Origin of the sequence: Pseudomonas sp. NPDC088444, from assembly GCF_044900175.1 — a bacterium.
In the GTDB taxonomy this organism is placed as follows: Bacteria; Pseudomonadota; Gammaproteobacteria; order Pseudomonadales; family Pseudomonadaceae; genus Aquipseudomonas.
Map to the genome: position 1 here is coordinate 26,173 of NZ_JBJDNK010000009.1, position 24,889 is coordinate 51,061.

Sequence of the window (24,889 nt, forward strand, 5' to 3'; positions counted from 1 at the left end):
TTTCGGGCCCGACGCAAAACGTCTGACAGCCCCTTCGGTACGGAGCACACATGCACATCCAGATTCTCGGCTCGGCAGCGGGCGGCGGTTTTCCTCAGTGGAACTGCAACTGCGCCAACTGCGCAGGCTTTCGCGACGGCAGCCTGCGGGCGCACGCTCGCACTCAGTCGTCTATCGCTTTGTCAGATGACGGCGTGAACTGGGTCTTGTGCAATGCCTCCCCCGACATTCGCGCGCAACTGCAAGGTTTCGCGCCCATGCAGCCCAATCGTGGCCTGCGCGACACCGGCATCAGCGCAATCATTCTGATGGACAGCCAGATCGACCACACCACCGGTCTGCTGAGTCTGCGCGAAGGCTGTCCGCATCAAGTGTGGTGCACGGACATGGTCCACGAAGACCTGAGCACCGGCTTTCCGCTGTTCAACATGCTCAAGCACTGGAACGGCGGGCTGGTCTGGAACCGCATCGAGCTGGAAGGCAGTTTCGTGATTCCGGCCTGTCCGAACCTGCGCTTTACACCGTTCCCACTGCGCAGCGCGGCACCGCCTTACTCGCCTCACCGTTTCGACCCACATCCGGGCGACAACATCGGTTTGATGGTCGAGGACCTGCGTACTGGCGGCAAACTGTTTTACGCACCGGGCCTGGGCAAGGTCGATGACGCGCTCATGGAAAAAATGAGCAGCGCCGATTGCCTGCTGGTCGACGGCACGCTGTGGGATGACGACGAAATGAAACGCCGTGGCGTCGGCACTCGCACAGGCACGGAAATGGGCCATCTGGCGCAGAACGGCCCCGGTGGCATGCTGGAAGTGCTGGAAAAACTGCCGAAACAGCGCAAAGTGCTTATTCACATCAACAACACCAACCCGATTCTCGACGAGGACTCGCCTGAGCGCGCCGAGCTGGCCCGTCGCGAGGTTGAAGTGGCGTTTGATGGGATGAGTATTGAGTTGTAAGAGCGAACCCTGACCTGTAGCAGCACGGCTTGCCGGCGGTAGCGATTTTGAGGGCCCCACCGCCGGCAACCCGGGCTGCTACAGGGAACTGCGTGTTCCTTAAAGTCTGAGGAAAAGTCTGAGATGAGCGAGCAACAGCCGCTGTCCCCCGCCGAATTCGAACAGGCCCTGCGTGCCAAGGGGGCGTATTACCACATCTATCACCCGTATCACGTGGCAATGTACGAAGGCCGTGCGACCCGCGAGCAGATTCAGGGTTGGGTCGCCAACCGCTTCTACTATCAGGTGAACATTCCGCTGAAAGACGCTGCGATTCTGGCCAACTGCCCGGACCGCGAGATTCGTCGCGAGTGGATTCAGCGCCTGCTCGATCATGACGGCGCACCCGGCGAAGATGGCGGCATCGAAGCGTGGTTGCGTCTTGGGCAGGCCGTCGGTCTGGACCCTGATCAACTGCGTTCGCAGGAATTGGTGTTACCGGGCGTACGATTTGCCGTCGACGCGTATGTGAATTTCGCCCGCCGTGCCAGTTGGCAGGAGGCGGCCAGCAGCTCGCTCACCGAACTGTTCGCGCCGCAAATCCACCAATCCCGTCTGGACAGCTGGCCACAGCATTACCCGTGGATCGACCCGACAGGCTATGAGTATTTCCGCACGCGTCTGGGGCAGGCCCGTCGGGACGTCGAGCACGGTTTGACGATTACCCTGCAACACTACACGACGCGGGAAAGCCAGCAGCGCATGCTGGAAATCCTACAGTTCAAACTCGACATTTTGTGGAGCATGCTGGACGCCATGACCATGGCCTACGAGCTGAACCGCGCGCCATACCACAGCGTCACTGATCAACGCGTCTGGCATAAAGGAATCGCCTTATGAGTTTCAACCGTCAACAAGTGCCGAGCTGGCGCCGGGGTTATCGCTTCCAGTTCGAACCCGCGCAGAATGGCCACGTGCTGCTCTACCCGGAGGGCATGATCAAACTCAATGAAAGCGCCAGCGCCATTGGTGGCCTGATCAACGGCCAGCGTGACGTGGGCGCGATCATCGCAATTCTCGACGAGAAATTCCCCGGCGTTCCGGAGCTGGGCACCGATGTCGAGCAATTCATGGAGGTCGCCCGTGCCGAACACTGGATCGAACTTGCCTGACTCAGTGCTTGAAAAAACCACCGTGCACATTCCGCCCACACCCCCGGTCGGGCTGCCGTTGTGGCTGCTCGCCGAACTGACCTACCGCTGCCCGCTGCAATGTCCGTATTGCTCCAACCCACTGGACTTCGCCAAACAGGGCCAGGAGCTGACGACTGAGCAGTGGTTCAAGGTGATGGCCGAAGCCCGGCAGATGGGCGCGGCGCAAATCGGCTTTTCCGGTGGCGAGCCGCTGGTGCGTCAGGACCTCGCCGAGTTGATCGCCAAGGCTCGTCGACTGGGTTTCTACACCAACCTGATTACCTCGGGCATCGGTCTGACCGAGCAGAAAATCATCGACTTCAAGGAGGCCGGTCTGGACCACATCCAGATCAGCTTTCAGGCCAGCGACGAGCAAGTGAACAACATGCTCGCAGGCTCGAAAAAAGCCTTCGCGCAAAAGCTGGAAATGGCCCGTGCCGTGAAGAAACACGGCTATCCGATGGTGCTGAACTTCGTCACCCATCGGCACAACATCGACCGCATCGACAAGATCATCGAGCTGTGTGTGGCGCTGGAAGCGGACTTCGTCGAATTGGCCACCTGCCAGTTCTACGGCTGGGCGCACTTGAATCGCGTGGGTCTACTGCCGACCAAGGATCAACTGGTGCGCGCCGAACGCATCACCAACGAATATCGCGAGAAGCTCGCGGCAGAAAAACACCCCGTCAAACTGATCTTCGTCACCCCTGATTATTACGAAGAACGTCCCAAAGCCTGCATGAACGGCTGGGGCAACCTGTTCCTGACCGTCACCCCCGACGGCACCGCACTGCCCTGCCATGGTGCTCGGCAGATGCCGATCCAGTTCCCCAATGTGCGCGATCACAGCATGCAGCACATCTGGTACGACTCGTTCGGCTTCAACCGCTTTCGTGGGTACGAATGGATGCCCGAGCCGTGTAGGTCCTGTGACGAGAAAGAGAAGGACTTTGGCGGCTGCCGCTGTCAGGCGTTCATGCTCACGGGCGATGCCAGCAACGCGGACCCGGTGTGCAGTAAATCGCCGCAACACGGCCTGATCACCCAAGCGCGCGACGAAGCCGAGTATGCTAGCCAGACCATCGAGCAACTGGCTTTCCGCAATGAACGAAACTCACGCCTCATCGCAAAATCCTGATCTGTTCTCTGCCGCCCAGGCCGTGGCGGCAGGCGTCGATTTCGCTGAACTGAGCGTCAGTCCCGCAGGCCTGTTCTGGAATGAATTCCGCCCGCAGGACGCGGCTTCGCGCATCTGGCGCTGGAGCGACGGCGCCACGACTTGTCTGACCCCGGACGGTTTCAGCGTTCGCAGCCGGGTCTACGAATACGGCGGCGGCTCGTTCTGCCTGACCGATGACGCCATCGCGTTCGTCAACGAGGCCGATCAGCAGATTTACGTTCAGCCTTTCGATTCTGAAGCCCCTCAGGCATTGACCGAAGGCGACAAGCGCTACGGCGATGTCCGATTCGCTCGCGGGCAAATTCTGGCCGTTGAAGAGGATCATGACGTACATCGCCTGGTCGCAATCGACCTGGACGGCCAACGTCACGTACTGGCCGAAGGCGCTGACTTTTATGCCTCCCCGGTGATGAGCCCGGATGGTAATCGCCTGGTCTGGATCGAGTGGTGGCGCCCGCATCAGCCGTGGACCTCGACACGCTTGCAAAGCATTGAGCGCCAAAGCGACGGCAACTGGAGTCGCGCGCATTGCCTGGCGGGCGGCTTGGGGCTGGAATCGTTGCAACAACCACGCTTCGACGCCCAAGGCCGTTTGTATTGCCTGACCGACCGCGCCGGGTTCTGGCAGCCGTGGGTCGAGACGCTGGATGGATTCAAACCGCTGCCTGCCGCCAAAGCCGATCACGCCCCCGCGCCTTGGCAACTGGGAGGGTCAAGCTGGCTACCGCTCGATGACAGCGCCTATCTGGCGACGTGGTCGGAAAGCGGTATGGGCGTTTTGGGTATTCGTCTGAAGGAAAACGTAGACGACTTCAGCGGTGATTACAGCCGTTTCCGCAGCCTCGCGATGGACGATCAGTACATCTACTGCATCGCGGCTTCGGCGATCAGCCCTTCGGCCGTGTTGGCAATCAATCGCGCCGACAAGCGGGTTCACGTGCTCGCCGGAGGTGTTTCGCCCCTGCCCGCCGAACGCATCAGCCAGCCACAAACGCTGCGCTACCCCAGTGGTGGCGAAGAGGCGCACGGCTATTTCTACCCGGCGATGAACGGTGATGCGAAGCCACCACTGGTGGTGTTCATCCACGGCGGGCCGACGTCAGCCTGCTATCCGGTGCTCGACCCTCGCATTCAATACTGGACCCAACGGGGCTTTGCGGTCGCCGACCTCAACTACCGGGGCAGCACCGGCTATGGCCGCGCGTACCGCCAGGCGCTATTTCTGGAGTGGGGCGTGGTCGATGTCGAAGACGCCTGTGCGGTGGTTGAGTATCTGGGCAATCAGGGTCTGATCGATCCGGCCAAAGCGTTCATTCGTGGTGGCAGCGCGGGTGGCTACACGACGCTGTGTGCGTTGGCGTTCAAGGACGTGTTCCGCGGGGGCGCCAGCCTGTATGGCGTCAGCGATCCTCTGGCACTGGCCGAGGCGACGCACAAGTTCGAAGCGGATTATCTGGACTGGCTGATTGGCGATCCGGACATCGACATGGCACGTTACAAAGAACGTACGCCGCTGTTACATGCTGATCAGATCAAGGCTCCGGTGATCTTCTTTCAAGGCGAACTGGATGCAGTGGTCGTCCCGGCCCAGACCCGCGACATGCTCCATGCGCTGCTGGAAAAAGGCATTGCGGCCGAGGGGCATTTCTACCCCGATGAACGCCATGGCTTCCGCAAGGCGGCCAACCTGGCGCATGCGCTGGAGACCGAATGGGCGTTTTATCGCAAGGTGATTGAGGGGTAATGTCAGAGACATCGCCCTTCGTTCCGGCGCCGCGCTGTCGCGCAGCAAACACTGAACCTGTGGGAGCGAATTGATTCGCGATTGGCCGGTATATCCGACGCATCTCTGTCGGATGCACCACCGCATCGCGAATGAATTCGCTCCCACAGGGTGATTTCGGTTCAGGGCTGGCCGCGCTTATTTCCGGCTAGCAATGATGTAAACCGCATGAATGATGCCAGGGAAATAACCCAGAATCGTCAGCAAAATGTTGAGCCAGAACGCCCCGCCGAAACCGACTTGCAGGAAAACACCCAAGGGTGGCAGCAGGATGGCGATAAGAATGCGAATGAAATCCATGGGTGAAGCTCCTGATTGAGAAGATGGCCCCGAGAAGGCCACACAGCTAATCGACCCTGCGCGATGGCAGGGGTTCCACCACGCCATATCAGCGAGCCATCACCCACAAAAAAACGCCCCACACCCAGTTCTCCGGTGCAGGGCGAAGCGTAAATAACGCAAGACGGTATAGGGTTGCGTCAGGCCATCAGCCCGCTGGGCACGAACGACCGTTGAATTCGAGGGGATGGCGCCGGGCGTGCCGGACGCGTCGTGGAGCAGGGTTCCTGAACGTAGCCGGGCAGCGACTCCACGGAAGCTACGCAAGCCTGGCCTCGGGCGAGGAGCGCTGGAATGCGCGGGCTACGATTCGAGTGATCGCCCAGCACCACGATGTCTGCACAAACGCCGTAAGCATCTTCGCAAAGCAAGCCACCCTGCTGGCCGACAGTACCCCGCGCCTCGTTGAAAATCAGCAGAATGTTCAGCGCCCGGCACAGCGCTTCCACGCCCTGCACATAGGCTTGAGTGGCGGGCGTTACCACGCTTTCACCCTGAATCGGCTCCAGAATGATCGCCACGGTGCGAGAATCCACGGCGGCCTCCATGGCAGCCAGGTCGTTGAACGGCACTCGACAGAACGCCGTCGCCATCGACTCGATCAACTCGTCGAAACGGCCACCACTGGCAACCACGACACCACAGTGCCCCCGCCGATGGTGTTCACCCCACAGACGTGCGAGCTTCATCGCCCCTACGCAGGCATCGTATTCGGCGGCGAAAAAGCCTGCCTGATCACTGCCGGTGCGTTGGCGAAGACGCTCCAGCGGGGGCAGCAAAGGCTGATCGACAGTTGCCGTCTCGGGCGCCTCGGCAGGACGTGACCGTTTGAACAGGTTCATGCGCGCAATCCTTCCAGTGGCAGGCCCAGCAAACGATCACTCCAATCCTCGACCCGGCCTGTGCGCAAGCGTTTGAGGGCGATGTCGCGCCAGCGGGACGACAATGCCGGGCAATCGACGAGTTTTTTCAGGCCCGGGTGTTCCAGCGGCTCCTGATAGAAGCTGCGCAGAGCCCAGGCGACTGTCAGGCCGGGATAGCTGCGCTGAATCAGTTCGAACCTGTCGTCGGGGTTTACAAAACCGGGCCTGAGCACGCGGTAAAACCAGCCGCAACGCCCTGTGTCCTGGGCGTGTTGTGGCAACGCTTCGATGCCCCAACGGTGGCTCAAGCGGTAGCACGGCGAACGGGGCTGGCTGATTTGCAGCAGTGCTTCGCCCCAACGAAACATGTCACCCAGGCACACGTGCTCTTCAGTCAACCCGATGGACGACAGGTTTTCACCAAATGCAGGTGCGCCCCACTCGATTTGTGGGTAGTGCTTGCGCCAGTAGGCGTAATGCTCGGAAGGGTAATGATGCAAGGCGCGTTCAGGGCCGGTGTGAAAGCGCGGATCACCGTGCTCGTCGGTGCCCAGCCCTTGCGGCCACAGCCATGAGCGTCGGTTTAATCGGTGCTTGTCGATATCGCTGATCAATCCATGACCCAGATTTTTCGCTTTACCTATGTAAACACCTTCAACGCGAACGCTGTTCATTGTGCTGTGCGGCCCTGTAACCCTTGTGAGTTGGGCGTAGACTATGCGCCAACCGTTTAAACAGCCATTTCGATTTTCCAGCCATTTCGATAAGAATCACTTATGGATTTCCGCCAACTGCGTTATTTCGTCGCGGTCTACGAAGAAGGCCATGTAGGGCGCGCTGCCGAACGCCTCTCGCTGTCACAACCGGCCCTGTCGCAACAGATCCGCCTGCTCGAACACAGCCTCGATGTCAGTCTGTTCGAACGCAGCAGCAAACGCCTGTTGCCGACCCTCGCCGCGCACACGTTATACAACCACGCCGTTCCGCTGCTGGACGGCATGCAACGTGCTCGTGATGCCCTGCGCAACTTCAAGGGGCAATCGCAACGGACGCTCGCCATTGGTGTAATGCAGACCGTGCACTCCAGCCTCGTGCCACAGATGTTGGAGCATGTGCGAAAAGCCCAGCCGCATCTGGTGGTGCAGATCTATGAGCTGAGCGCGATGGAAATCGAGCGGCGTCTGCTCAATGGCTCGCTGGACATCGGCATTAGTTACTTGCCAGCGCGCCAGCCAGGGTTACACGGCATGTTGCTGTACGAAGATGAACTGAAACTCGTCATCCCGGCCAATCATCCACTGCGGGAATTCAAGAAAGTCTCGATGAGTCAGGCGGCCGAGTTGCCCATGTTGCTGCTCGGCGAAGAGTTTCAAGTGAGACAGATATGGCAGACACAGTTGGGCAATCTGGGGCGACGCGCGCATGTGCAGGCCGAGTTAAACAACATGGCAGGGATTCTCGACAGCCTCGCGCACATGAAACTGGCGACGGTCTTACCGGGGCGGGCGGAGGATATTCAGGACAACGAGGAGTTGTTGTGGAAGCCACTGAGTGAGCCACGCGTGCCGCTGCAGATCGGGCTTTTGTATCGTGATGCGCAACGACAGCAGGCGACGCTGGAGTTGTTGAAGTCGGTGCTGGACGAGGTGGAAAAGCCGGTGTCTATACCTTGAGCCACGGCTGGGAGCCGGCGCCGAGCAAGAGGTTTGGATCGGACGCGATCCTTGCGGGAGATTCTGTGGTGGCAGGTCAACCGCCTTCGCCACCAAGGCGGCTGCCACAAAGACTATGCCTGACCCAACCTCTTGCTCGCCCCCGATCCTTGTGGGAGCCGCCTTGGTGGCGAAAGTGGCTGGGCCGACAACAGAATCTTTCAGGCGCGCATAAAAGAAAACCCCGCCGAGGCGAGGTTTTCCAGACTGTTTCCCTTTTGACTTCCCTTTCTTCCCACCGTCCTGGCAGGCAATCCCTACGTGTCCCTGTTGTCTGTTTGCGCATCCTGCGCGACGTCCATGTGTGTAGATTAATGTTGGATCCATTAGAGCGATAGAGCTGATTGTCAGCACGTCGTGTAAGCAAATGCTTACACGACGTAAGCGGATCAGAATTGCGAAGCATCCAGCAGGTACAGAGGCTCGCTGCCCGCCTTCACCGACGCGACAAGCGACTGAATTCTCGGCAAAAGGCGTGCGAAATAGAAACGCGCAGTGCCGAGCTTGCTGGCATAGAAATCGTCCTGAGCCTCTTTGCCGAGTGCGGCTTTGGCCGACATCGCCCACATGTAGGCGTAAGCGGTATAGCCGAACACGTGGAGATACTCGACCGACGCCGCACCGATTTCGTTCGCGTTGGCCTTGGCGCGGTCCAGAACCCAGTTGGTCAATTCATCCAGTGTGGTGAGCGCAGCGTTCAATGGCTTGGTGAATTCGCCCAAGGAGCTGTCGGACGAAGCGATGAATTGGCGCACTTCCTCAGAGAACAACCGGTAGAACGCACCGTCGCTGGCGACCACCTTGCGCCCCATCAAGTCCAGCGCCTGAATGCCGTTAGTGCCTTCGTAAATCTGCGTGATGCGCACGTCTCGCACCAGTTGCTCCTGGCCCCACTCACGAATGTACCCGTGACCGCCGAACACCTGCTGACCCTGTACGGTGGTGTCCAGACCCATGTCGGTCAGGAACGCCTTGGCCACGGGCGTCAGCAACGCGACGAGCGCATCGGCGCGCTGACGTGTTTCGGCGTCTTCGCTGTACTTGGCGGTGTCCAGTTGCAGGGCAACGTACGTCGAGAAGGCACGACCGCCTTCGTTCAGCGCCTTCATGGTCAGCAGCATGCGACGCACGTCAGGGTGAACGATGATCGGGTCAGCGACTTTGTCTTTGAATTGCGCACCGGTCGGCGCTCGGCTTTGCAGACGATCACGGGCGTATTCGATGGCGTTCTGATACGAGCGCTCGCCAGACGCCAAGCCCTGAATGCCAACCCCCAGACGCTCGTAGTTCATCATGGTGAACATCGCGGCCAAGCCTTTGTTCGGCTCACCGACCAGATAACCCTCGGCCAGATCGAAGTTCATCACGCAGGTGGCCGAGGCCTGAATGCCCATTTTGTGTTCGATGGAGCCACAGGAAACGGTGTTGCGTGCGCCGAGGCTGCCGTCGTCATTGACGAGGAATTTCGGCACCAGGAACAGCGAGATGCCTTTCGGGCCAGCCGGTGCATCCGGCAGTTTGGCCAGCACCAGATGAATGATGTTTTCGGTAAGATCGTGCTCGCCACCGGTAATGAAAATCTTGGTGCCGCTGATTTTGTAGGAGCCATCAACCTGAGGCTCGGCCTTGGTGCGAATGATACCCAGGTCGGTCCCTGCGTGGGCCTCGGTCAGGCACATGGAACCGGCCCAGATGCCCGCGTACATGTTCGGCAGGAACTTGGTTTTCAGTTCTTCGCTGGCATGGGTGTTGATCGATACACAGGCGCCGGAGGTCAGCATCGGATACAAGCCGAACGCCAGGCTCGACGAGTTGACCATCTCCTCGACCTGCGCGGACACAGCCTTGGGCATGCCCATGCCGCCGAATTCAGGATTGCCGCCCACGCCGACCCAGCCACCTTCGGCGTAGGTCTTGTAGGCCTGAACAAAGCCTGCCGGAGTGGTAACGACGGTATCTTTCCAGTGGCAGCCTTCTTCATCAGCAGCACGGCTCAGTGGCGCAACGGATTTGCCAGTGACCTTACCCGCCTCTTCGAGGATCGCCTCGACGGTTTCCGCGTCCACGGTCTCGGACAATTCGGGCAACGTGGCCCAGAGCTTGGAGACCTCGAACACTTCATTGAGGACGAAGCGCATATCGCGCAAAGGCGCTTTGTAGTCAGCCATGGCAAACCTCGCAAACAGCAACAGATACCCGGAAATAGAGACACCACACCTCATCATGCGGCGTCGATGTGTCAGTTGATCCGAGTGTACAGGAACACCATTTGCGACACATAGGGTCAAGTAGTGACCATTAATCATTTTATGGTCACATATGAATGACAAAAATAAGCAGGCCTTCACAGGGTTTGTGAAAGCCTTTGATTACAAAGAAAAAGGAAAGAAATTCAGCTGGCGGCGGCCATTCTGACGGCGCCGCGCTTGTTCGTCTGACCGTAGGCGATGACGCAATTGCGACCGGCGCCTTTGGCGGCATAGAGCGCCTGGTCCGCTGCCTTCAACACTTCCTCGGGGTTGCGGTGCTCTGGCTGGCGCTCGGCCACGCCCATGCTGACGGTCACGGAAACCGTCGAGGCCTGAGCACCTGCGCGGCGCTGGCGCCCTTGCTGATCATCCTGCGGACGGCTGTCCTGATTACGTAGATGGATGGCGTAGTTGGCAATTGTCTCGCGGATGACTTCAAGGTGCGGCATGCACTCTTCGAGGGTCTTGCCCGCGAAAACGATCGCGAATTCCTCACCGCCATAGCGATAGGCGCGACCGCCGCCATTGGTGATCTTCGACAACTTGCTCGCCACCAGGCGCAGCACCTGGTCGCCGACATCGTGACCGTGGGTGTCGTTGAATTTCTTGAAATGGTCGACGTCGCTCATGGCCAGCACGTAATTGCGCCCCAAGCGCTGCATCCGCTCGTTGAGCGCGCGGCGGCCCGGCAATCCGGTCAGTTCGTCACGAAAGGCCATTTGATACGCCTCGTGGGCAACCCCGGCAGCAATCATCAACATGACCTGGCTGCACATGATGTTCAGCGTGAAAGGCAGGATGAACGTTTTCGGCAGCGCCCAGAACATGGCCAACAAACCCACCAGTTGCGCGGCATGCAGCGGGCGGGGCTTACGGATGTATTGAGCGATCAACACGCCAAAGGCTACCAGGAATGTCGCGTAGGACAATTGAATCAGGCTCATCCATTCGCCATGCAACGACGGCCAGCGAATGTCCGCCAGCCAAGCGAGCAGTGCTTCCGGAAAACTCTGCTCAAGCCCCAGCGCGACACCGCCCACCGCGAGCAACACAGCCAGCCTGGCGATCAGGTCCTGGCCGAGATGCGTGCGCTCTTCCCACGCCGCGAACAGGCCGTACATCACTGGCAACAATAGGCAACACAAGTGGAAGACCACAGCGGCGTCTTCTCGGACCTTTCCGTTATCGCGGTAGTAATCGGTTTGTGTATCGAGCAGGAAATACGCGACGTACACCGTGATCATTAGAAACAGTTCACGCTGGCGCTTGTAGACGCCGCAGTACGCGCCGCCAAGCAACAACACCAGAGTGGGCAATACGTTGAACAGTGACGTGAAGAATACGTTGAGGTCCTTCACATAGGCAGCCGCCAGCCCGGCGATGAATAACGCCAACGAAGGCAAAAAATGGCTGATCCGTGCAGCGGATGGGCGCAGCAAGAGGACTATCTCCGACCGGAATGAAGCGAGTTTAAATCAAATGGCACAGTGCCTGTATCGGCTGAGTAACAGATTTGATGAGAAAAAATTGTGCGTTGGATCACGGTTTGTTGCGGTGCGCACAGGGGCCTGACCCACAGGCACAAAAAAGCCGCTTGCCCCGAAGGACAAGCGGCTTTGAGGTAAAGCGCAGCGCGTAACTCAGTAAGCCAGGCCGAAGTGCTCTTCGTTCATGTCCATCAGGTTGTTGGCACCCGACAACATGGCCGCAACGTGAGTACGGGTGCGTGGCAGGATACGCTGGAAGTAGAAACGCGCGGTTTGCAGTTTGGCGGTGTAGAACGCCTCTTCCGTGGTGCCCGCTGCCAGCTTCTCGGCTGCCAGACGCGCCATGTCAGCCCAGAAGTACGCCAGGCACGCGTAACCGGAGAACATCAGGTAATCCACCGAAGCAGCACCGACTTCTTCACGATCTTTCATGGCGGCCATACCGACCTTCATGGTCAGCTCGCCCCATTCTTTGTTCAGTGCAGCCAATGGCGCGATGAATTCGCTGACTGCTTCGTTGCCTTCCTGAGCCTGACAGAACTTGTGCACGATCTTGGTGAAGCCCTTCAGCGCTTCGCCTTGAGTCATCAGCACTTTACGACCCAGCAGGTCGAGGGCCTGAACGCCAGTGGTGCCTTCGTACAGCATCGAGATGCGGCTGTCGCGCACGTTCTGCTCCATGCCCCACTCAGCGATGAAGCCGTGGCCACCGTAGATTTGTACACCGTGGTTAGCGGATTCAAAACCGACCTCGGTCATGAACGCCTTGGCGATCGGGGTCATGAACGCCAGCAGACCATCGGCTTGCTTCTTGGCATCGGCGTCTTCGCTGTACTTGACGATGTCGACCTGTTTGGCGGTGAAGTACACCATCGCACGTGTCCCTTCGGCGAAGGCCTTCATGGTCAACAGCATGCGACGTACGTCAGGGTGAACGATGATTGGGTCAGCGGCTTTGTCCGGCGCTTTCGGGCCAGTCAGCGAGCGCATTTGCAAGCGTTCGCGGGCGTATTTCAGGCCGCCCTGGAAGCCGATTTCGGCGTGAGCCAGACCTTGCAATGCCGTGCCCAGACGCGCGGTGTTCATAAAGGTGAACATGCAGTTCAGGCCCTTGTTCGGCGGGCCGATCAGAAAGCCCGTAGCGCCGTCGAAGTTCATTACGCAGGTGGCGTTACCGTGGATGCCCATCTTGTGCTCGATGGAACCGCAGTTCACAGCGTTGCGCTGACCGATGCCGCCTTCGGCGTTCGGCACGAACTTCGGCACGATGAACAGCGAAATGCCTTTGGTGCCCGCAGACGCATCAGGCAGGCGGGCCAGCACGATGTGGACGATGTTATCGGCCATGTCGTGTTCGCCAGCGGAAATGAAAATCTTGGTACCCGAGACTTTGTACGAACCATCGGCCTGAGGTTCAGCCTTGGTGCGCAGCATGCCAAGGTCGGTGCCGCAGTGAGGCTCAGTCAGGCACATGGTGCCGGTCCACTCACCCGACACCAGCTTGGTCAGGTAAGCCTCTTGCTGCTCAGGGGTGCCGTGTTCGGAGATGGTGTTCATCGCGCCATGGGACAGGCCTGGGTACATGCCCCACGACCAGTTGGCTTCACCGACCATTTCGCTGACCGCCAGACCCAGCGACTCAGGCAAACCCTGACCGCCATGGGCAACGTCGTGGGCCAGGCTTGGCCAACCGCCTTCGACGAATTGCTTGTAGGCTTCTTTGAAACCCGACGGGGTTTTCACGCCGGACTCACTCCAGGTGCAGCCTTCGGTGTCACCGACGCGGTTCAGCGGCGCCAATACCTGCTCACAGAACTTGGCGCCCTCTTCCAGAATGGCGTCGACCATGTCAGGCGTGGCGTCCTGGCAGGCTGGCAGACTCTGGTAGTGCGCTTCGTAGCCGAGCAACTCGTCACGAACGAAGCGAATATCACGCAAGGGGGCCTTGTAGTCAGGCATAGCGATAAACCTCTGCTGATGAATCCTTGAATTGGATGACCGTCGGGTCACTGTGGGGACTGGCCCCGCTCCTCGATATCTGCTTTTGTTCGAGGCTCAAACAGGTGTTTGAAACATACGTTTACGCCCATTGAGTTGTCAAGGGCGCATCGCGAACCTTTCATCGACGCTGCGCAAAACGTCATGCAGGCGACCACGCACAACGCACGAAACGGGTCGGGCAATAGAGAAGAGTCTAGTTGAGGAAGCGCTCTGGAACGGCCTTTAGAACGCCGCGATTCGGTCGCGTTATAGGACGTTATTCAGAGGCGGAGGGCGTAACGCAAACGTGCGCCGCAGCGCACGTCAGAGAGAGGGAATTACGCGTAGGTGTCGATCAACGTGCCCAGCATTTCGTCGCTGGCTTTCTCGACTTTCACACCGGCCTGGACCTGAAATTTGCCTTCGGCCATTTCAACCACATTAGAGGCCAGATCAGAGCGGTCAGGGCGCTCGACAGAACGCAGACGCTCAAGCTGGAAATCCGAAGACTGGCTACGACCAGACACTTCGGTCGCCGGGCTGGCCAGTTGAGTAGCCGCCTGATCGACACGGTCCTGCCCGACCTGAATCGCGCTCAGGCCTGGATACAGCGTGTTGTTCAGTGAGATTTGCATGACTGGGGTCCTTTGTTCAAAAAACGAACAACGCCATTAAACCAGTATCAGCCGTGAAACACTCGGCAAAAAGACTAATGGCATCGGGCCTTCTGATAGACGAGGCCCGAATCGCACCTGATTTGAGACGTTGGCGCGCCGTTACCGCGTAGCAACCGGTGACAATTCATGCGTAAAAACAGTGCATCACGAAACAATTCAGGCCATCAGCCTACCCGCTTCTTCCCCTGCTCGCTGCTACCGAAGCCCCGAACTGTGCAGTGGCGCACATCCTGCATCCTGTGCTGAACTGCTCTTCTTCCCGGATTCGGCCACGAACGCCTCATGCGCCCAAAGGAACTGAAACACTGGACCAGCGGAATCGCCCATCTTCTCGACTTGCCGGGAGGCGGCGCGCGGCTGAGCGGGCTAAGCCAGTGGCTGAAGCAAATCGCGCCTGTCGATCATTTCGTGCTGTTCATCTACGAGGGTAATCACCGTCCACTTGCACTGTTCGACACTTTCCCGCCGGACAAGCGCAAGGTGTACGTCGACGATTACCAGTGCGGCCCCTATCTGCTGGACCCGTTTTACTTGGCCTGTACCCGAAAACAGCAACCGGGGTTGTGGCGTCTGCGCCAGTTCGCGCCCGATCACTTCTATCTCAGCGAGTATTACCTGGCGTATTACCAGCAAACGGGGCTGGCCGAGGAAGTGGCGTTCTTTGTGGATCTGGGCGGCGACGCGATGGCTGTGTTATCGCTGATGCGGGCGACCACCAGTTGCGCGTTCAGCCGCGATGAACTGCAACTGATGGAGTGTGCGCAAGCGATTGTCGAGCAAGTGATCAACGAAGCCTGGCGTCAGCATCGGGCGCAACAGCCGCGCTCGCCGCAGGATCTCGACTTCAAGGTACACGCCGCTTTTGATCATTTCGGTGATCACATTCTCACGGGGCGCGAGCAGGAAATCGTACGTCTGCTGTTGCGCGGGCACTCCAGCGCGTCGGTGGCCGAGCAACTGACGATCAGTCCGGGAACCGTGAAAATCCATCGCAAGAACATCTACGCCAAGCTCGGAATCGGCAGCCAGGCCGAGTTGCTGGGACTGTTCATTCGCGAGCTGACCGGGCCGGATATTGCAGCCACTGCCTAGGCCTGCTCACTCCTACAAGTGACGTGTTCTGAAACGACACCTATCCCCCGAGGGATATATACAGCGCAAAACCGCGGTTGTTAATTTCGCCTCCATCGCAGCGAACCCTGCACTGGAATGCGAGAGCCTCTGATGACCGACCATCGCCACGAAAACGATATCGAGTTCTGTAACGTCGAGAAGCACTACGGCAACTTGAAGGCCGTGAACAACCTGAGTTTTCAGGTCAAGCGCGGGACCTTTCACTCCTTTCTCGGCGGCTCGGGCTGCGGCAAGACCACTACACTGCGCATGATCGCAGGCTTCGATCAGCCGACCGTCGGAGAGGTGCGTCTGGCAGGCAAAAACGTCGCAGGCGTCCCCGCCTATCAGCGCCCCGTGAACATGGTGTTCCAGCATTACGCGCTGTTTCCGCACATGACTGTGTCGCAGAACATCGCCTACGGCCTGCGCTACCTCACTCCTCGCCCGGACAAGAAAGAACAGCAACGCCGCGCCGACGAGGCGCTGGAGATGGTGCGTCTTTCAGGCCTCGGTCATCGCAAACCAAGCGAGTTGTCAGGCGGCCAGCAACAGCGCGTAGCCTTGGCGCGGGCGCTGGTAAACAAGCCCACTGTTTTGTTGCTCGATGAACCGCTAGCCGCACTCGACCGCAAGCTGCGCAAGGAAATGCAGTCCGAACTGCTGCGCTTGCAACGTGAAGTTGGCATCACCTTCGTGCTGGTCACTCACGATCAGGAAGAAGCGCTGTCGATGAGCGACAGCATTAGCGTGATGCACAGCGGCTCGATCATCCAGACCGCCTCCCCCGAACAACTTTATGAAGCCCCGGCTACTCGCTACGTGGCCGACTTCATCGGGGAATCCAATCTGTTCAACGGCACCGTGCGCCACGTGCAGGGCAATTCGGCGCTGCTGCGCACAGAGCAAGGCATCGAGCTGAGCAGCCCATTGACGCCCAACGGAACGGCCCTGAGTGCGAACACCGAGGGCTGCATCGCGGTGCGTCCGGAGCTGATCGACATCGCCGCCCAAGGCAGCCTGCCAGGTCGCGACGTAACCCTGGACGGCTGCGTCGAAGACCGCATCTATCTGGGCAACATCACCGAATACCGCGTGCGCACCCAACCATTCGGCATCGTCTGCGTGCGGGTGCCGCGCCAACTCGGCTCAGGGGTCCAAGGGGCGTCAGACAACGCAGGTTTCGAACACGGCGCCGCCGTTCAAGTGGGCTGGAACAACGCCAGCGGCCTGGCGATGGCCCTGTAAGGCGCACAGCAATTCCAACGATCGGACTATTTATCAGACGGGGAGCATGCCATGGACCAGAAAACCTTCATCAAGACGATGCGCAGTTGGCAGAACGGCTCGATCACGCGCCGCGACTTCCTGGGTCGTACCGGCCTGGGTATCGCTGCGGCGGTGGTCGCCACCAACATGCCGGGGCTGCTTGCGGGCAGCTCCAGCGCCAGCGCACTGGGTGCTGACAAAAACATCGGCGACCGTCTGGGCCTGGCCACCTGGCCGAATTATCACAGCCAGGAAAACCTCGATAACTTCGCCAAGACCACCGGCGCCCGCGTGGCCATGAGCGTGTTCGGCTCCAACGAAGAAATGCTCGCCAAATTGCAGGCAGGCGGCAGTGGCTGGGACGTGCTGGTGCCGACCAACTACACCATCAGCACCTATGTGAAACTGGGGCTGATCGAGCCGCTGGACCTGTCGCGCATCCCGAATTTCGACGCGTCGGCCTTTCAAGAAAAATTCATGGCCCAAGGCACTGTCGACGGCAAGGTGTATGCCGTGCCGAAAAACTGGGGCACCACCGGCATGGCCTACGATAGCGCCAAGCTCAAGGCCAAACCCACCTCGTGGAAAGAGTTCTGGGCGCTGGCCAAGGATCAGGCCGACGGCCGCACCATGGTGCACGACTACCAATTGACCGCCATCGGCAACGCCCTGAAATCCTTCGGTTACAGCTTCAACTCGTTGGACCCGAAAGAACTGGCCGACGCCGAAAAACTGCTGATCGAGGTCAAGCCGCACCTGTTTGCGATCAACTCCGACATCCAGCCGTCGATGCGCAGCGGCGACGCAATTCTGGCCATGTCCTGGACCGGCGATGCCTCGCAATTGCATCGCGACATTCCGTCGATGGTCTACGCGCTGGGCAAGGAAGGCGGCGAGCTGTGGAGCGACTTCTTCGCCATCCCGAAAAGCGCAGAGCATAAAGACGCCTCTTACGCCTTCATCAATTACCTGCTTGACCCGCAGCACAACAAGCTGGAAGTGCTGAGCCACGGCTACCCGAGCGGCGACAAGCGTGTCGATGCGCTGCTGCCGAAGGAAATGCTCAACGACCCGATCATGTATCCGGCCGCCGAGCAATTGAGCCCACTGGAATTCGGTGCCGCTGCGACGCTGACCAGCCCGCTGCGCGCCGAACTGATGGCCCGCTTCAAGGCCGCCTGATCCGGCGTATCGCCATGAACGACAAGGAACCGCACATGCAAGCCGTCATGACCCCTGACGCTCGCCCCGCCGCTGCCGAGGCGGCGGTGGACATCGAGCGCGCACACCTTCGGCGGCGTAGCCTGGCGCGGCGCATCACGCTGCTGATGCTGCTGCCGTCTACCCTGTGGTTCCTGCTGCTTCTGGTGATGCCGCTGGTGATCATTCTGGTATTCAGCTTTGGCGAGCGCAGCGCCGTCGGCGGTTACGCGGGCGGCCTGACACTGGCCAATTACCTCAACCTCGGCTCCCGCGCGGCGGCGTTCGGCAACACGCTGATGCTGGCGCCGCTGGGGACGCTGGTGTGTCTGCTGGCGGCCTATCCATTGGCCTACTTTCTCGCCGTAAAAGCCGGACGCAGCCGTTCGCTGTTGCTGACGCTGGTGATCGTGCCGTTCTGGACCAGCTTCCTGATTCGCACCTACGCGTGGATTTTCATCCTCAGCGGCAAAGGCATTCCGGCGCTGTTGGCGAGTGTCGGGCTGGACGATGTGCGGCTGATCAACACGCCCTACGCGGTGCTGATCGGTATCGTGTACGGCTACTTGCCGCTGATGGTGTTTCCGATTTACGTCAGTCTGGAAAAGCTCGACAAGCGCTTGCTGGAAGCCTCGGCGGATCTGGGCGCCAGCGCGTTCGAGAGTTTCCGCCGCATCACTCTGCCGCTCTCGGCGCCGGGGATCATTACCGGTGTGATGCTGGTGTTCATTCTGCTGATGGGCGAATTTCTTATCCCTGCCGTGCTCGGCGGCGGCAAGGTGTTCTTCGTCGGCAACGCGCTGGTCGACCTGTTCCTGCAATCGCGCAACTGGCCGTTTGGCAGTGCGCTGGCGATGACCCTGGTGGCAATCATGCTGGTGATCATCGGTGTCTATCTAAAATTGGTGGCCCGCTACGGTGGCAAGCCCGGCGAAGGAGCGCTCTGACATGTGGCTGCGCACCTACTCGACGTCGCTTTATCTGTTTCTCTACCTGCCCATCGCGCTGATCATGCTGTTCAGCTTCAACGCCGGGCGCAGCGGGCTGGCCTTCGAATGCTGCTCGGTGCAGTGGTTCGGGCGGGCCTTCAGCAACCCGTTCATCATGGAAGCCTTGGGCAACAGCGCGCTGATCGCCACCTGCTCAGCGGTGCTGGCGACGCTGTTCGGCACCCTCGCGGTGTTCGGCCTGCAACGGGCCGGGCGCAGAATCCGCCTGATATTCGACGCCCTGACCTATTGCGCGATCATCATCCCCGGCATCGTCATCGGCATCTCGACGTTGATCGCCTTCATCAGCGTGTTCGACGTGATCAACCCTGTGCTCGCCCAACTGATGCCGAGCCTCCCGAAGCTGAACATGGGCTTCTTCACGGTCGTCGCGGCTCACTCGCTGTTCACCATGGCGTTGGTCATGGTAATCGTGCGCAGCCGCGTGGAGTCGCTGGACAAAGCCTTGCAGGAAGCCTCTGCCGATCTCTACGCACCACCGCTGGAAACCTTCTGGCGCGTGACATTGCCGCAGATCACCCCGGCAATCATGGCGGGCTTTCTGTTGGCATTCACCTTCAGTTTCGACGATTTCATCATCGCGTTTTTCGTCGCTGGCCCTGAAACCACGCTGCCGATCTACATCTTCTCGTCGATCCGGCGCGGCGTGACCCCGGAAATCAACGCGGTTTCCACGGTGATCATCTGCGCCTCGCTGGCACTGCTGTTCACTTCCCGCTATCTGCAAAATCGCCGCACAGGAGCCTCACATGCGTGATCAGTTGTACATCAACGGCGAGTGGGTCAGCCCGGATCTGGGTGGCTACATGGATGTGATCGACCCGGCGACCGAGCAGGTTTTGCAGAAGGTCGCGGCGGGCACCGAAGAAGACATCGACCACGCGGTGCGAGCTGCCCGACGTGCCTTTGAGAGTGAGTGGGGCCAAACCACTGGCGCCCAGCGTGCCGTGTGGCTCGACGCGCTGGCCGATGAACTGCAAAACGTGCAAGACGACCTGGCCATCCTTGAAGTGCACGACAACGGCAAACCGCTGCCCGAGGCGCAGTGGGACATCGGCGATACGATTGGCTGCTTTCGCTATTACGCAGGGTTGGCACGTGAGCTGGACGGTCGTCAGAACCAGCCACTCGCCCTGCCCGACACGCGCTTTCGTTGTCATACGCGGCTGGAACCGGTGGGTGTCGCCGGGCAGATCATCCCGTGGAATTACCCGCTGCTGATGGCGGCCTGGAAAGTCGCGCCCGCGCTGGCCGCCGGTGCCACGGTGGTGTTGAAGCCTTCGGAACTCACCCCGCTCACCGCGCTGGAGCTGGCGGGTGCGGCGGATCGTATCGGCCTGCCCGCTGGCGTGCTGAACATTGTCACCGGCTTGGGCGCGGACGCAGGCAGCCCGCTGACGCTGCACCCCGGCGTCGACAAACTGGCCTTCACCGGCAGCGTGCCGACCGGGTCAAAAATCATGTCGGCAGCGGCCAGTGACATCAAGAACATCAGCCTTGAGTTGGGCGGAAAATCCGCGTTCATCGTGTTCGACGACGCTGATGTCGAGGCGGCGGTGGAGTGGATTCTGTTCGGGATTTTCTGGAATCAGGGCCAGGTGTGCAGCGCAACGTCGCGTTTGCTGGTGCAGGAGAACATCGCGTCACGCCTCATTGAACGATTGGTGGAAGAAACACGCAAGATCACCCTCGGGCAAGGGCTTGAGCCTGACGTGTTACTGGGGCCTCTGGTCAGTCGTGGGCAGTACGAAAAAGTGCTGGGCTTTGTCGATCAGGGCAAGGCCAGTGGCGCGAAGCTGCTTACGGGAGGCAAACGTCCGGCGCATCTGGAAAGGGGCTACTTCATGGAACCGGCGATTTTCGATGAGCCCGCGCACAACAGCATCGTCTGGCGCGAAGAAATCTTCGGCCCGGTGCTGTGCGTGAAGCGCTTCAAAGACGAAGCGCAAGCGGTGCAAATGGCCAACGCCAGCCGCTTTGGTCTGGCCGCCGCCGTGATGAGCGCCGATCCCCAGCGTGCCACGCGGGTGGCCAATCACCTGCGCGCAGGGATCGTGTGGGTCAACTGCTCACAACCCACCTTCGTCGAAGCACCATGGGGCGGGATGAAGCACAGCGGGATTGGCCGGGAATTGGGGCAATGGGGGCTGGATAACTATCTGGAAGTGAAACAGGTGACGGAGTACGTCAGTGATCAGGCGTGGGGGTGGTATATCAAGTGATCCGCTGCTTTCTGATCGTTCCCACGCTCCGCGTGGGTAACGCCGTCCGGACGCTCCGCGTCCGCCGTCGGGTTGACGCGGAGCGTCAGAGGCAGCATTCCCACGCGGAGCGTGGGAACGATCAAATGCGTAATCAGCGCTCAGTCCAACAACTCCAAATGCAAATGCTCGGCGATCATCTCCGGCGTGGCCTTTTTCATGTGCGGCACGCGGCCCAGACACGGCGCGGGCAGACGCTCGGCCAGCGTTGCGAGGTTTTCTTCAAGGCGTGACGTCTTCGGGTCGATGATGTTCGCTACCCAACCGGCCAGTTGCAGACCGTCATTGGCGATGGCTTCAGCGGTCAGCAGCGCATGGCTGATGCACCCCAGACGCACGCCCACCACCAGAATCACCGGCAGTTGCAACGCGATCGCCAGATCCGACAAATTGGCCTGATCCGCCAGTGGCACGCGCCAACCGCCCGCCCCTTCGATCAGGGTGAAATCAGCCTTTTTTTCCAGAATATGCCGCATCGGGCCGAGCAGCGATTGCACGGTCAGCGCAACACCCGCCTCGCGAGCCGCCAGGTGGGGGGCGATGGCAGGTTCAAAGGCAACCGGGTTGACCTCGTTGTAGGTCAGCTCCACCGAACACTCGGCACGCAGGGCGACCGCATCTGAGTTGCGCAGGCCTTTGGGTTTCACATCGCAGCCCGAAGCCACGGGCTTGCCCGCCGCCGTGCTCAATCCGGATTGTCGCGCCGCATACAGCAGCCCCGTGGCAATGGTGGTCTTGCCCACATCGGTGTCGGTTCCCGTGATGAAATACGCAGCACTCATCTTGGCGACCATCCGTTCAGATTTTTTCAAACTATTGCTCACTCACTATAGCGCTCGCACGAACGGCACTCATAAAACCGGTCATTTTTTAAACAGCCGCTGGTTTTTCCAGCACGGCGTAAACCACTTGATAGGTTGCAGGCAGGCCTTTCTCCTGCCGAAAGCCCTCATACGCCTCAATCAACGCCTGAATCCGCGCCCGGCCAGTCAATCCGCCTGGCCTACCAGGATTGATGTTGTGGGCGCCCAGTGCCTTGAGTTCGTGGGTCAGGCTGCGCACATCGGGGTAATGCAATACATGCGGCAACACATCCAGGCTGCGCACCTGCAAACCGCTGTCTGCGCAGAGCTGCTGATATTCCTCGAAGGCGCGGAAGCGATTGACGTGCACCATACCGTCCACGGCCTGCCAACTGTCGCGCAACTCATACAGAGTGCCGACGCACAGGCTGGCAAAACCGAACACGCCACCGGGTTGCAACACGCGCTTGGCTTCCGACAGTACCGACGCAAAATCCGAGCACCACTGCACCGCCAGGCTGGAAAACATCAATCCCACACTGGCGTCGCGCAATGGCAGGCTTTCCGCATCGCCCGCAATGTAATGCTGTGCGCCGCCCAAAGGCCGCGCGTGGTTGAGCATGCCTTCGGCGATGTCCAGCGCGACGCCTTCGCTGTGGGGGAAGTTCTGCGCCAGCACGCGGCTGAAATAGCCGGTGCCGCTGCCCAGATCGAGCCAGCGCTCAAGCACCGTTTCGGGCAGGCGCGACATCAACTCACCGCCGACCGCACGCTGCAAATCCGCGACGCTGTCATAGCTGGCCGCCGCCTTGGAAAAAGACGCCGCGACCTGACGCTTGTCCGGCAGATGGCTATCGGTTGTCGCCTGTTGCTGTTTCACGGCCTTGAGCACCGCGCAGTGGGAAAGATCAGTCATCGCCGGACTCATGTAAAAACGCTTGGACTGCCGCCGCGACACCGTGGGGGTTTTCCAGGATGAACGCGTGACTGGCCTGCTCGATCACGCCGACTTCGATATCCGGCAGAAGATCGAGCAGATCGGTAGAGGCTTCAGCAGGCACCAAGGCGTCGAGACCGCCAAACAGGTGCAGTTGTGGCCCGCGATAGGCTTGCAGTGCTGCGCGAGTGTCCATTTGTTCGAGCAATTTGAGGCCTTCGATCAAGCCGTTGCGGGTACCATGAGGCGCACCCGCTTTGAGCTGACGCGACAATGCGCGAGGTTCTTCGGCACCTTGAACACACAGCAGGCTGAAGCGCTTGAGGGTGGTTTCCGGATCGTCTTTGCAACCAGTAATGAAGGCGTCGAAATCGGTCTGCGCCATCGCATTCGGCCATTGGCTTCGCGCGACGAAACAGACGTTACTGGCAAACGTCGCCAGGCCGCAGCAGCGTTCGCCACGGCGCGCGGCCAGTTCAGCAGCCAACATGCCGCCGAGGGACCAGCCGCCCAGCCAGGCGTTATCTGGGAGAGATGAATCCAGTTCGTCGAGCCATTCGTTCAGGTCATCGCTGTCCAGATCCGGCAGCGGCTCGATTTCGACCCGCAGGTGCTCGTCCAGCCCCCGCAACGCCGCTGCCAAAGGTTCCAGCGGCGAGACGCCAAGCCCCCAGCCCGGCAGCAAGATCAATCGATCACGCATCGTGTGGCTCCCCCGATTCGTCCGTGCCCAACAGCGGATAACACTGCTCCAACGCTTCCAACAATAGCTGCACCTGAGCCTCGCTGTGGGCGGCAGACAGCGTCACGCGCAGACGCGCGCTGCCCGCTGGCACCGTCGGTGGGCGAATCGCGGTCACCATCAGGCCACGCTCGCGCAGCATCTGCGACAGGCGCAAGGCGCGGTCGCTGCTGCCGATCAGGATCGGTTGAATCGGCGTGAAGCTGTCCATCAATTCCAGCCCCAATGCCAGGGCGCCGTCGCGGAACTGTTTGATTAGCGCTTGAAGGTGCTCGCGACGCCAGTGTTCGCCGCGCAGCAGTTCAAGGCTTTTCAGCGTTGCGCAGGCCAGCGCGGGGGGCTGGCTGGTGGTGTAGATGTAAGGGCGAGCGAACTGAATCAGCGTCTCGATCAATTCTTCACTGCCCGCAACGAACGCCCCTGCGGTGCCGAAGGACTTGCCGAGCGTGCCGATCAGCACCGGCACGTCTTCCATGCTCAAACCGAAGTGCTCGACGATCCCTGCACCATTCGCGCCCAGCGGGCCAAAGCCGTGAGCATCGTCAACCATCAGCCAGGCCTTTCGGGCTTTGGCGACCGTGGCCAGCGCAGGCAAGTCAGCGATGTCGCCGTCCATGCTGAACACGCCGTCAGTGACGACCAATGTGTCACCCACGGCTTTTTCCAGCCGGGTGCTCAGGCTGTCGGGGTCGTTGTGAAGATAGCGGGAAAACCGCGCGTCGCTGAGCAAACCGGCGTCGAGCAACGACGCGTGGTTGAGGCGATCCTCCAGCACGGTATCGCCCTGCCCCACCAGCGCAGTCACCGCGCCGAGGTTGGCCATGTAACCGTTGGAAAACAGCAAGGCGCGTGGGCGGCCGGTGAGATCGGCCAGCGCCTCTTCAAGTGCGTGATGCGGCGTGCTGTGGCCAATCACCAGATGTGAAGCCCCGCCGCCCACGCCCCAGCGTTCGGCACCGGCTTTCCAGGCCTTGATGACGTCGGGATGGTTGGCCAGCCCCATGTAGTCGTTGTTGCAGAAAGCCAGCAGCGGCTTGCCATCGACCACCACTTCCGGGCCTTGCGGGCTTTCCAGCAGTGGGCGTTGGCGATAGAGGTGTTCGGCACGACGGGCAGCGAGACGTGCGCTCAGATCGAAAGACATGCAGGC

23 protein-coding genes are annotated in these 24,889 nt (G+C 60.1%); 12 read left to right on the plus strand and 11 right to left on the minus strand.

The window, feature by feature from the left end; translation table 11 throughout:
* The first annotated feature begins 50 nt into the window (after positions 1-50).
* The 5 genes from pqqB (at position 51) to ACI2KB_RS18225 (ending at position 5,058) form a co-directional block, all read left to right on the plus strand.
* Entirely contained in the window at positions 51-962 is a 912-nt protein-coding gene (pqqB, locus tag ACI2KB_RS18205; RefSeq protein ID WP_404636586.1) for a pyrroloquinoline quinone biosynthesis protein PqqB, read from the plus strand.
* A gap of 123 nt (positions 963-1,085) precedes the next feature.
* Entirely contained in the window at positions 1,086-1,841 is a 756-nt protein-coding gene (gene pqqC, locus ACI2KB_RS18210; protein WP_404636587.1) for a pyrroloquinoline-quinone synthase PqqC, read from the plus strand.
* Positions 1,838-2,113, plus strand: coding sequence for a pyrroloquinoline quinone biosynthesis peptide chaperone PqqD (gene pqqD, locus ACI2KB_RS18215; RefSeq protein WP_404636588.1), 276 nt, complete (start codon positions 1,838-1,840; stop codon positions 2,111-2,113). Before pqqC ends, pqqD begins: the two co-directional genes overlap by 4 nt.
* The gene (pqqE, locus tag ACI2KB_RS18220; protein WP_404636589.1) at positions 2,085-3,272 is read left to right on the plus strand and encodes a pyrroloquinoline quinone biosynthesis protein PqqE; all 1,188 of its coding nucleotides are present in this window, start codon (positions 2,085-2,087) and stop codon (positions 3,270-3,272) included. The genes pqqD and pqqE overlap by 29 nt, the downstream gene beginning before the upstream one ends.
* A complete protein-coding gene (locus ACI2KB_RS18225) occupies positions 3,238-5,058 on the plus strand; it encodes a S9 family peptidase (protein WP_404636590.1) in 1,821 nt (606 codons plus the stop codon). The genes pqqE and ACI2KB_RS18225 overlap by 35 nt, the downstream gene beginning before the upstream one ends.
* A gap of 177 nt (positions 5,059-5,235) precedes the next feature.
* Here ACI2KB_RS18225 and ACI2KB_RS18230 read toward each other — a convergent pair whose 3' ends face one another.
* The 3 genes from ACI2KB_RS18230 to ACI2KB_RS18240 all read right to left on the minus strand — a co-directional run bounded on the left by ACI2KB_RS18230 (position 5,236) and on the right by ACI2KB_RS18240 (position 6,973).
* Positions 5,236-5,397 carry a YqaE/Pmp3 family membrane protein gene (locus ACI2KB_RS18230; protein WP_404636591.1) on the minus strand — a complete coding sequence of 54 codons (162 nt, stop codon included), beginning with the start codon at positions 5,395-5,397 and terminating at the stop codon, positions 5,236-5,238.
* Between the two features lie 179 nt (positions 5,398-5,576).
* Entirely contained in the window at positions 5,577-6,278 is a 702-nt protein-coding gene (locus ACI2KB_RS18235; RefSeq protein WP_404636592.1) for an aminotransferase class III-fold pyridoxal phosphate-dependent enzyme, read from the minus strand.
* Positions 6,275-6,973, minus strand: a complete 699-nt coding sequence (locus tag ACI2KB_RS18240; protein ID WP_404636593.1) for an MOSC domain-containing protein — start codon at positions 6,971-6,973, stop codon at positions 6,275-6,277. Before ACI2KB_RS18240 ends, ACI2KB_RS18235 begins: the two co-directional genes overlap by 4 nt.
* A 102-nt stretch (positions 6,974-7,075) precedes the next feature.
* Here ACI2KB_RS18240 and ACI2KB_RS18245 point away from each other — a divergent pair, with 102 nt between their 5' ends.
* Complete coding sequence (locus ACI2KB_RS18245) at positions 7,076-7,972, plus strand: LysR family transcriptional regulator (RefSeq protein ID WP_404636594.1); 897 nt, start codon at positions 7,076-7,078, stop codon at positions 7,970-7,972.
* A gap of 428 nt (positions 7,973-8,400) precedes the next feature.
* Here ACI2KB_RS18245 and ACI2KB_RS18250 read toward each other — a convergent pair whose 3' ends face one another.
* The 4 genes from ACI2KB_RS18250 to ACI2KB_RS18265 all read right to left on the minus strand — a co-directional run bounded on the left by ACI2KB_RS18250 (position 8,401) and on the right by ACI2KB_RS18265 (position 14,362).
* Positions 8,401-10,179, minus strand: coding sequence for an acyl-CoA dehydrogenase C-terminal domain-containing protein (locus ACI2KB_RS18250; RefSeq protein WP_404636595.1), 1,779 nt, complete (start codon positions 10,177-10,179; stop codon positions 8,401-8,403).
* A gap of 224 nt (positions 10,180-10,403) precedes the next feature.
* Positions 10,404-11,699: a GGDEF domain-containing protein gene (locus ACI2KB_RS18255; RefSeq protein WP_404636596.1), complete on the minus strand. Its 1,296-nt coding sequence runs from the start codon at positions 11,697-11,699 to the stop codon at positions 10,404-10,406.
* A 201-nt stretch (positions 11,700-11,900) separates the two neighbouring features.
* Complete coding sequence (locus tag ACI2KB_RS18260; protein WP_404636597.1) at positions 11,901-13,706, minus strand: phenylacyl-CoA dehydrogenase; 1,806 nt, start codon at positions 13,704-13,706, stop codon at positions 11,901-11,903.
* 359 nt (positions 13,707-14,065) lie between these two features.
* Complete coding sequence (locus ACI2KB_RS18265; RefSeq protein ID WP_404636598.1) at positions 14,066-14,362, minus strand: pyrroloquinoline quinone biosynthesis protein PqqE; 297 nt, start codon at positions 14,360-14,362, stop codon at positions 14,066-14,068.
* Between the two features lie 324 nt (positions 14,363-14,686).
* Here ACI2KB_RS18265 and ACI2KB_RS18270 point away from each other — a divergent pair, with 324 nt between their 5' ends.
* The 6 genes from ACI2KB_RS18270 (at position 14,687) to ACI2KB_RS18295 (ending at position 21,218) form a co-directional block, all read left to right on the plus strand.
* The gene (locus ACI2KB_RS18270) at positions 14,687-15,496 is read left to right on the plus strand and encodes a response regulator transcription factor (RefSeq protein WP_404636599.1); all 810 of its coding nucleotides are present in this window, start codon (positions 14,687-14,689) and stop codon (positions 15,494-15,496) included.
* 132 nt (positions 15,497-15,628) lie between these two features.
* Positions 15,629-16,765 carry an ABC transporter ATP-binding protein gene (locus tag ACI2KB_RS18275; RefSeq protein WP_404636600.1) on the plus strand — a complete coding sequence of 379 codons (1,137 nt, stop codon included), beginning with the start codon at positions 15,629-15,631 and terminating at the stop codon, positions 16,763-16,765.
* A gap of 51 nt (positions 16,766-16,816) precedes the next feature.
* Positions 16,817-17,968, plus strand: a complete 1,152-nt coding sequence (locus ACI2KB_RS18280; RefSeq protein WP_404636601.1) for a PotD/PotF family extracellular solute-binding protein — start codon at positions 16,817-16,819, stop codon at positions 17,966-17,968.
* 14 nt (positions 17,969-17,982) lie between these two features.
* Entirely contained in the window at positions 17,983-18,933 is a 951-nt protein-coding gene (locus tag ACI2KB_RS18285) for an ABC transporter permease (RefSeq protein WP_404636602.1), read from the plus strand.
* Between the two features lies 1 nt (position 18,934).
* The gene (locus ACI2KB_RS18290; RefSeq protein ID WP_404636603.1) at positions 18,935-19,753 is read left to right on the plus strand and encodes an ABC transporter permease; all 819 of its coding nucleotides are present in this window, start codon (positions 18,935-18,937) and stop codon (positions 19,751-19,753) included.
* Entirely contained in the window at positions 19,746-21,218 is a 1,473-nt protein-coding gene (locus ACI2KB_RS18295) for an aldehyde dehydrogenase family protein (RefSeq protein WP_404636604.1), read from the plus strand. The genes ACI2KB_RS18290 and ACI2KB_RS18295 overlap by 8 nt, the downstream gene beginning before the upstream one ends.
* Positions 21,219-21,358: 140 nt before the next feature.
* Here the strand turns inward: ACI2KB_RS18295 and bioD are convergent, their stop codons facing one another.
* The 4 genes from bioD to bioF form a co-directional block, all read right to left on the minus strand.
* Positions 21,359-22,039, minus strand: coding sequence for a dethiobiotin synthase (gene bioD, locus ACI2KB_RS18300; RefSeq protein WP_404637006.1), 681 nt, complete (start codon positions 22,037-22,039; stop codon positions 21,359-21,361).
* Between the two features lie 88 nt (positions 22,040-22,127).
* Positions 22,128-22,976 carry a malonyl-ACP O-methyltransferase BioC gene (bioC, locus tag ACI2KB_RS18305; RefSeq protein WP_404636605.1) on the minus strand — a complete coding sequence of 283 codons (849 nt, stop codon included), beginning with the start codon at positions 22,974-22,976 and terminating at the stop codon, positions 22,128-22,130.
* The gene (locus tag ACI2KB_RS18310) at positions 22,969-23,700 is read right to left on the minus strand and encodes an alpha/beta fold hydrolase (RefSeq protein WP_404636606.1); all 732 of its coding nucleotides are present in this window, start codon (positions 23,698-23,700) and stop codon (positions 22,969-22,971) included. The genes bioC and ACI2KB_RS18310 overlap by 8 nt, the downstream gene beginning before the upstream one ends.
* Positions 23,693-24,883, minus strand: a complete 1,191-nt coding sequence (gene bioF / locus ACI2KB_RS18315; RefSeq protein ID WP_404636607.1) for an 8-amino-7-oxononanoate synthase — start codon at positions 24,881-24,883, stop codon at positions 23,693-23,695. The genes ACI2KB_RS18310 and bioF overlap by 8 nt, the downstream gene beginning before the upstream one ends.
* Positions 24,884-24,889: the final 6 nt, after the last annotated feature.

Excerpts from the sequence above, each read along its gene's own strand:
- ACI2KB_RS18285 (WP_404636602.1), top strand. The coding sequence starts at position 17,983 with ATGAACGACAAGGAACCGCACATGCAAGCCGTCATGACCCCTGACGCT.
- ACI2KB_RS18295 (WP_404636604.1), top strand. The coding sequence starts at position 19,746 with ATGCGTGATCAGTTGTACATCAACGGCGAGTGGGTCAGCCCGGATCTG.
- pqqB (WP_404636586.1), top strand. The coding sequence starts at position 51 with ATGCACATCCAGATTCTCGGCTCGGCAGCGGGCGGCGGTTTTCCTCAG.
- pqqD (WP_404636588.1), top strand. The coding sequence starts at position 1,838 with ATGAGTTTCAACCGTCAACAAGTGCCGAGCTGGCGCCGGGGTTATCGC.
- ACI2KB_RS18275 (WP_404636600.1), top strand. The coding sequence starts at position 15,629 with ATGACCGACCATCGCCACGAAAACGATATCGAGTTCTGTAACGTCGAG.
- ACI2KB_RS18235 (WP_404636592.1), bottom strand. The coding sequence starts at position 6,278 with ATGAACCTGTTCAAACGGTCACGTCCTGCCGAGGCGCCCGAGACGGCA.
- ACI2KB_RS18245 (WP_404636594.1), top strand. The coding sequence starts at position 7,076 with ATGGATTTCCGCCAACTGCGTTATTTCGTCGCGGTCTACGAAGAAGGC.
- ACI2KB_RS18310 (WP_404636606.1), bottom strand. The coding sequence starts at position 23,700 with ATGCGTGATCGATTGATCTTGCTGCCGGGCTGGGGGCTTGGCGTCTCG.
- ACI2KB_RS18265 (WP_404636598.1), bottom strand. The coding sequence starts at position 14,362 with ATGCAAATCTCACTGAACAACACGCTGTATCCAGGCCTGAGCGCGATT.
- ACI2KB_RS18270 (WP_404636599.1), top strand. The coding sequence starts at position 14,687 with ATGCGCCCAAAGGAACTGAAACACTGGACCAGCGGAATCGCCCATCTT.
- bioC (WP_404636605.1), bottom strand. The coding sequence starts at position 22,976 with ATGACTGATCTTTCCCACTGCGCGGTGCTCAAGGCCGTGAAACAGCAA.
- bioD (WP_404637006.1), bottom strand. The coding sequence starts at position 22,039 with ATGAGTGCTGCGTATTTCATCACGGGAACCGACACCGATGTGGGCAAG.
- ACI2KB_RS18260 (WP_404636597.1), bottom strand. The coding sequence starts at position 13,706 with ATGCCTGACTACAAGGCCCCCTTGCGTGATATTCGCTTCGTTCGTGAC.
- pqqC (WP_404636587.1), top strand. The coding sequence starts at position 1,086 with ATGAGCGAGCAACAGCCGCTGTCCCCCGCCGAATTCGAACAGGCCCTG.
- ACI2KB_RS18225 (WP_404636590.1), top strand. The coding sequence starts at position 3,238 with ATGAACGAAACTCACGCCTCATCGCAAAATCCTGATCTGTTCTCTGCC.
- ACI2KB_RS18230 (WP_404636591.1), bottom strand. The coding sequence starts at position 5,397 with ATGGATTTCATTCGCATTCTTATCGCCATCCTGCTGCCACCCTTGGGT.
- bioF (WP_404636607.1), bottom strand. The coding sequence starts at position 24,883 with ATGTCTTTCGATCTGAGCGCACGTCTCGCTGCCCGTCGTGCCGAACAC.
- ACI2KB_RS18290 (WP_404636603.1), top strand. The coding sequence starts at position 18,935 with ATGTGGCTGCGCACCTACTCGACGTCGCTTTATCTGTTTCTCTACCTG.
- ACI2KB_RS18250 (WP_404636595.1), bottom strand. The coding sequence starts at position 10,179 with ATGGCTGACTACAAAGCGCCTTTGCGCGATATGCGCTTCGTCCTCAAT.
- ACI2KB_RS18240 (WP_404636593.1), bottom strand. The coding sequence starts at position 6,973 with ATGAACAGCGTTCGCGTTGAAGGTGTTTACATAGGTAAAGCGAAAAAT.
- ACI2KB_RS18280 (WP_404636601.1), top strand. The coding sequence starts at position 16,817 with ATGGACCAGAAAACCTTCATCAAGACGATGCGCAGTTGGCAGAACGGC.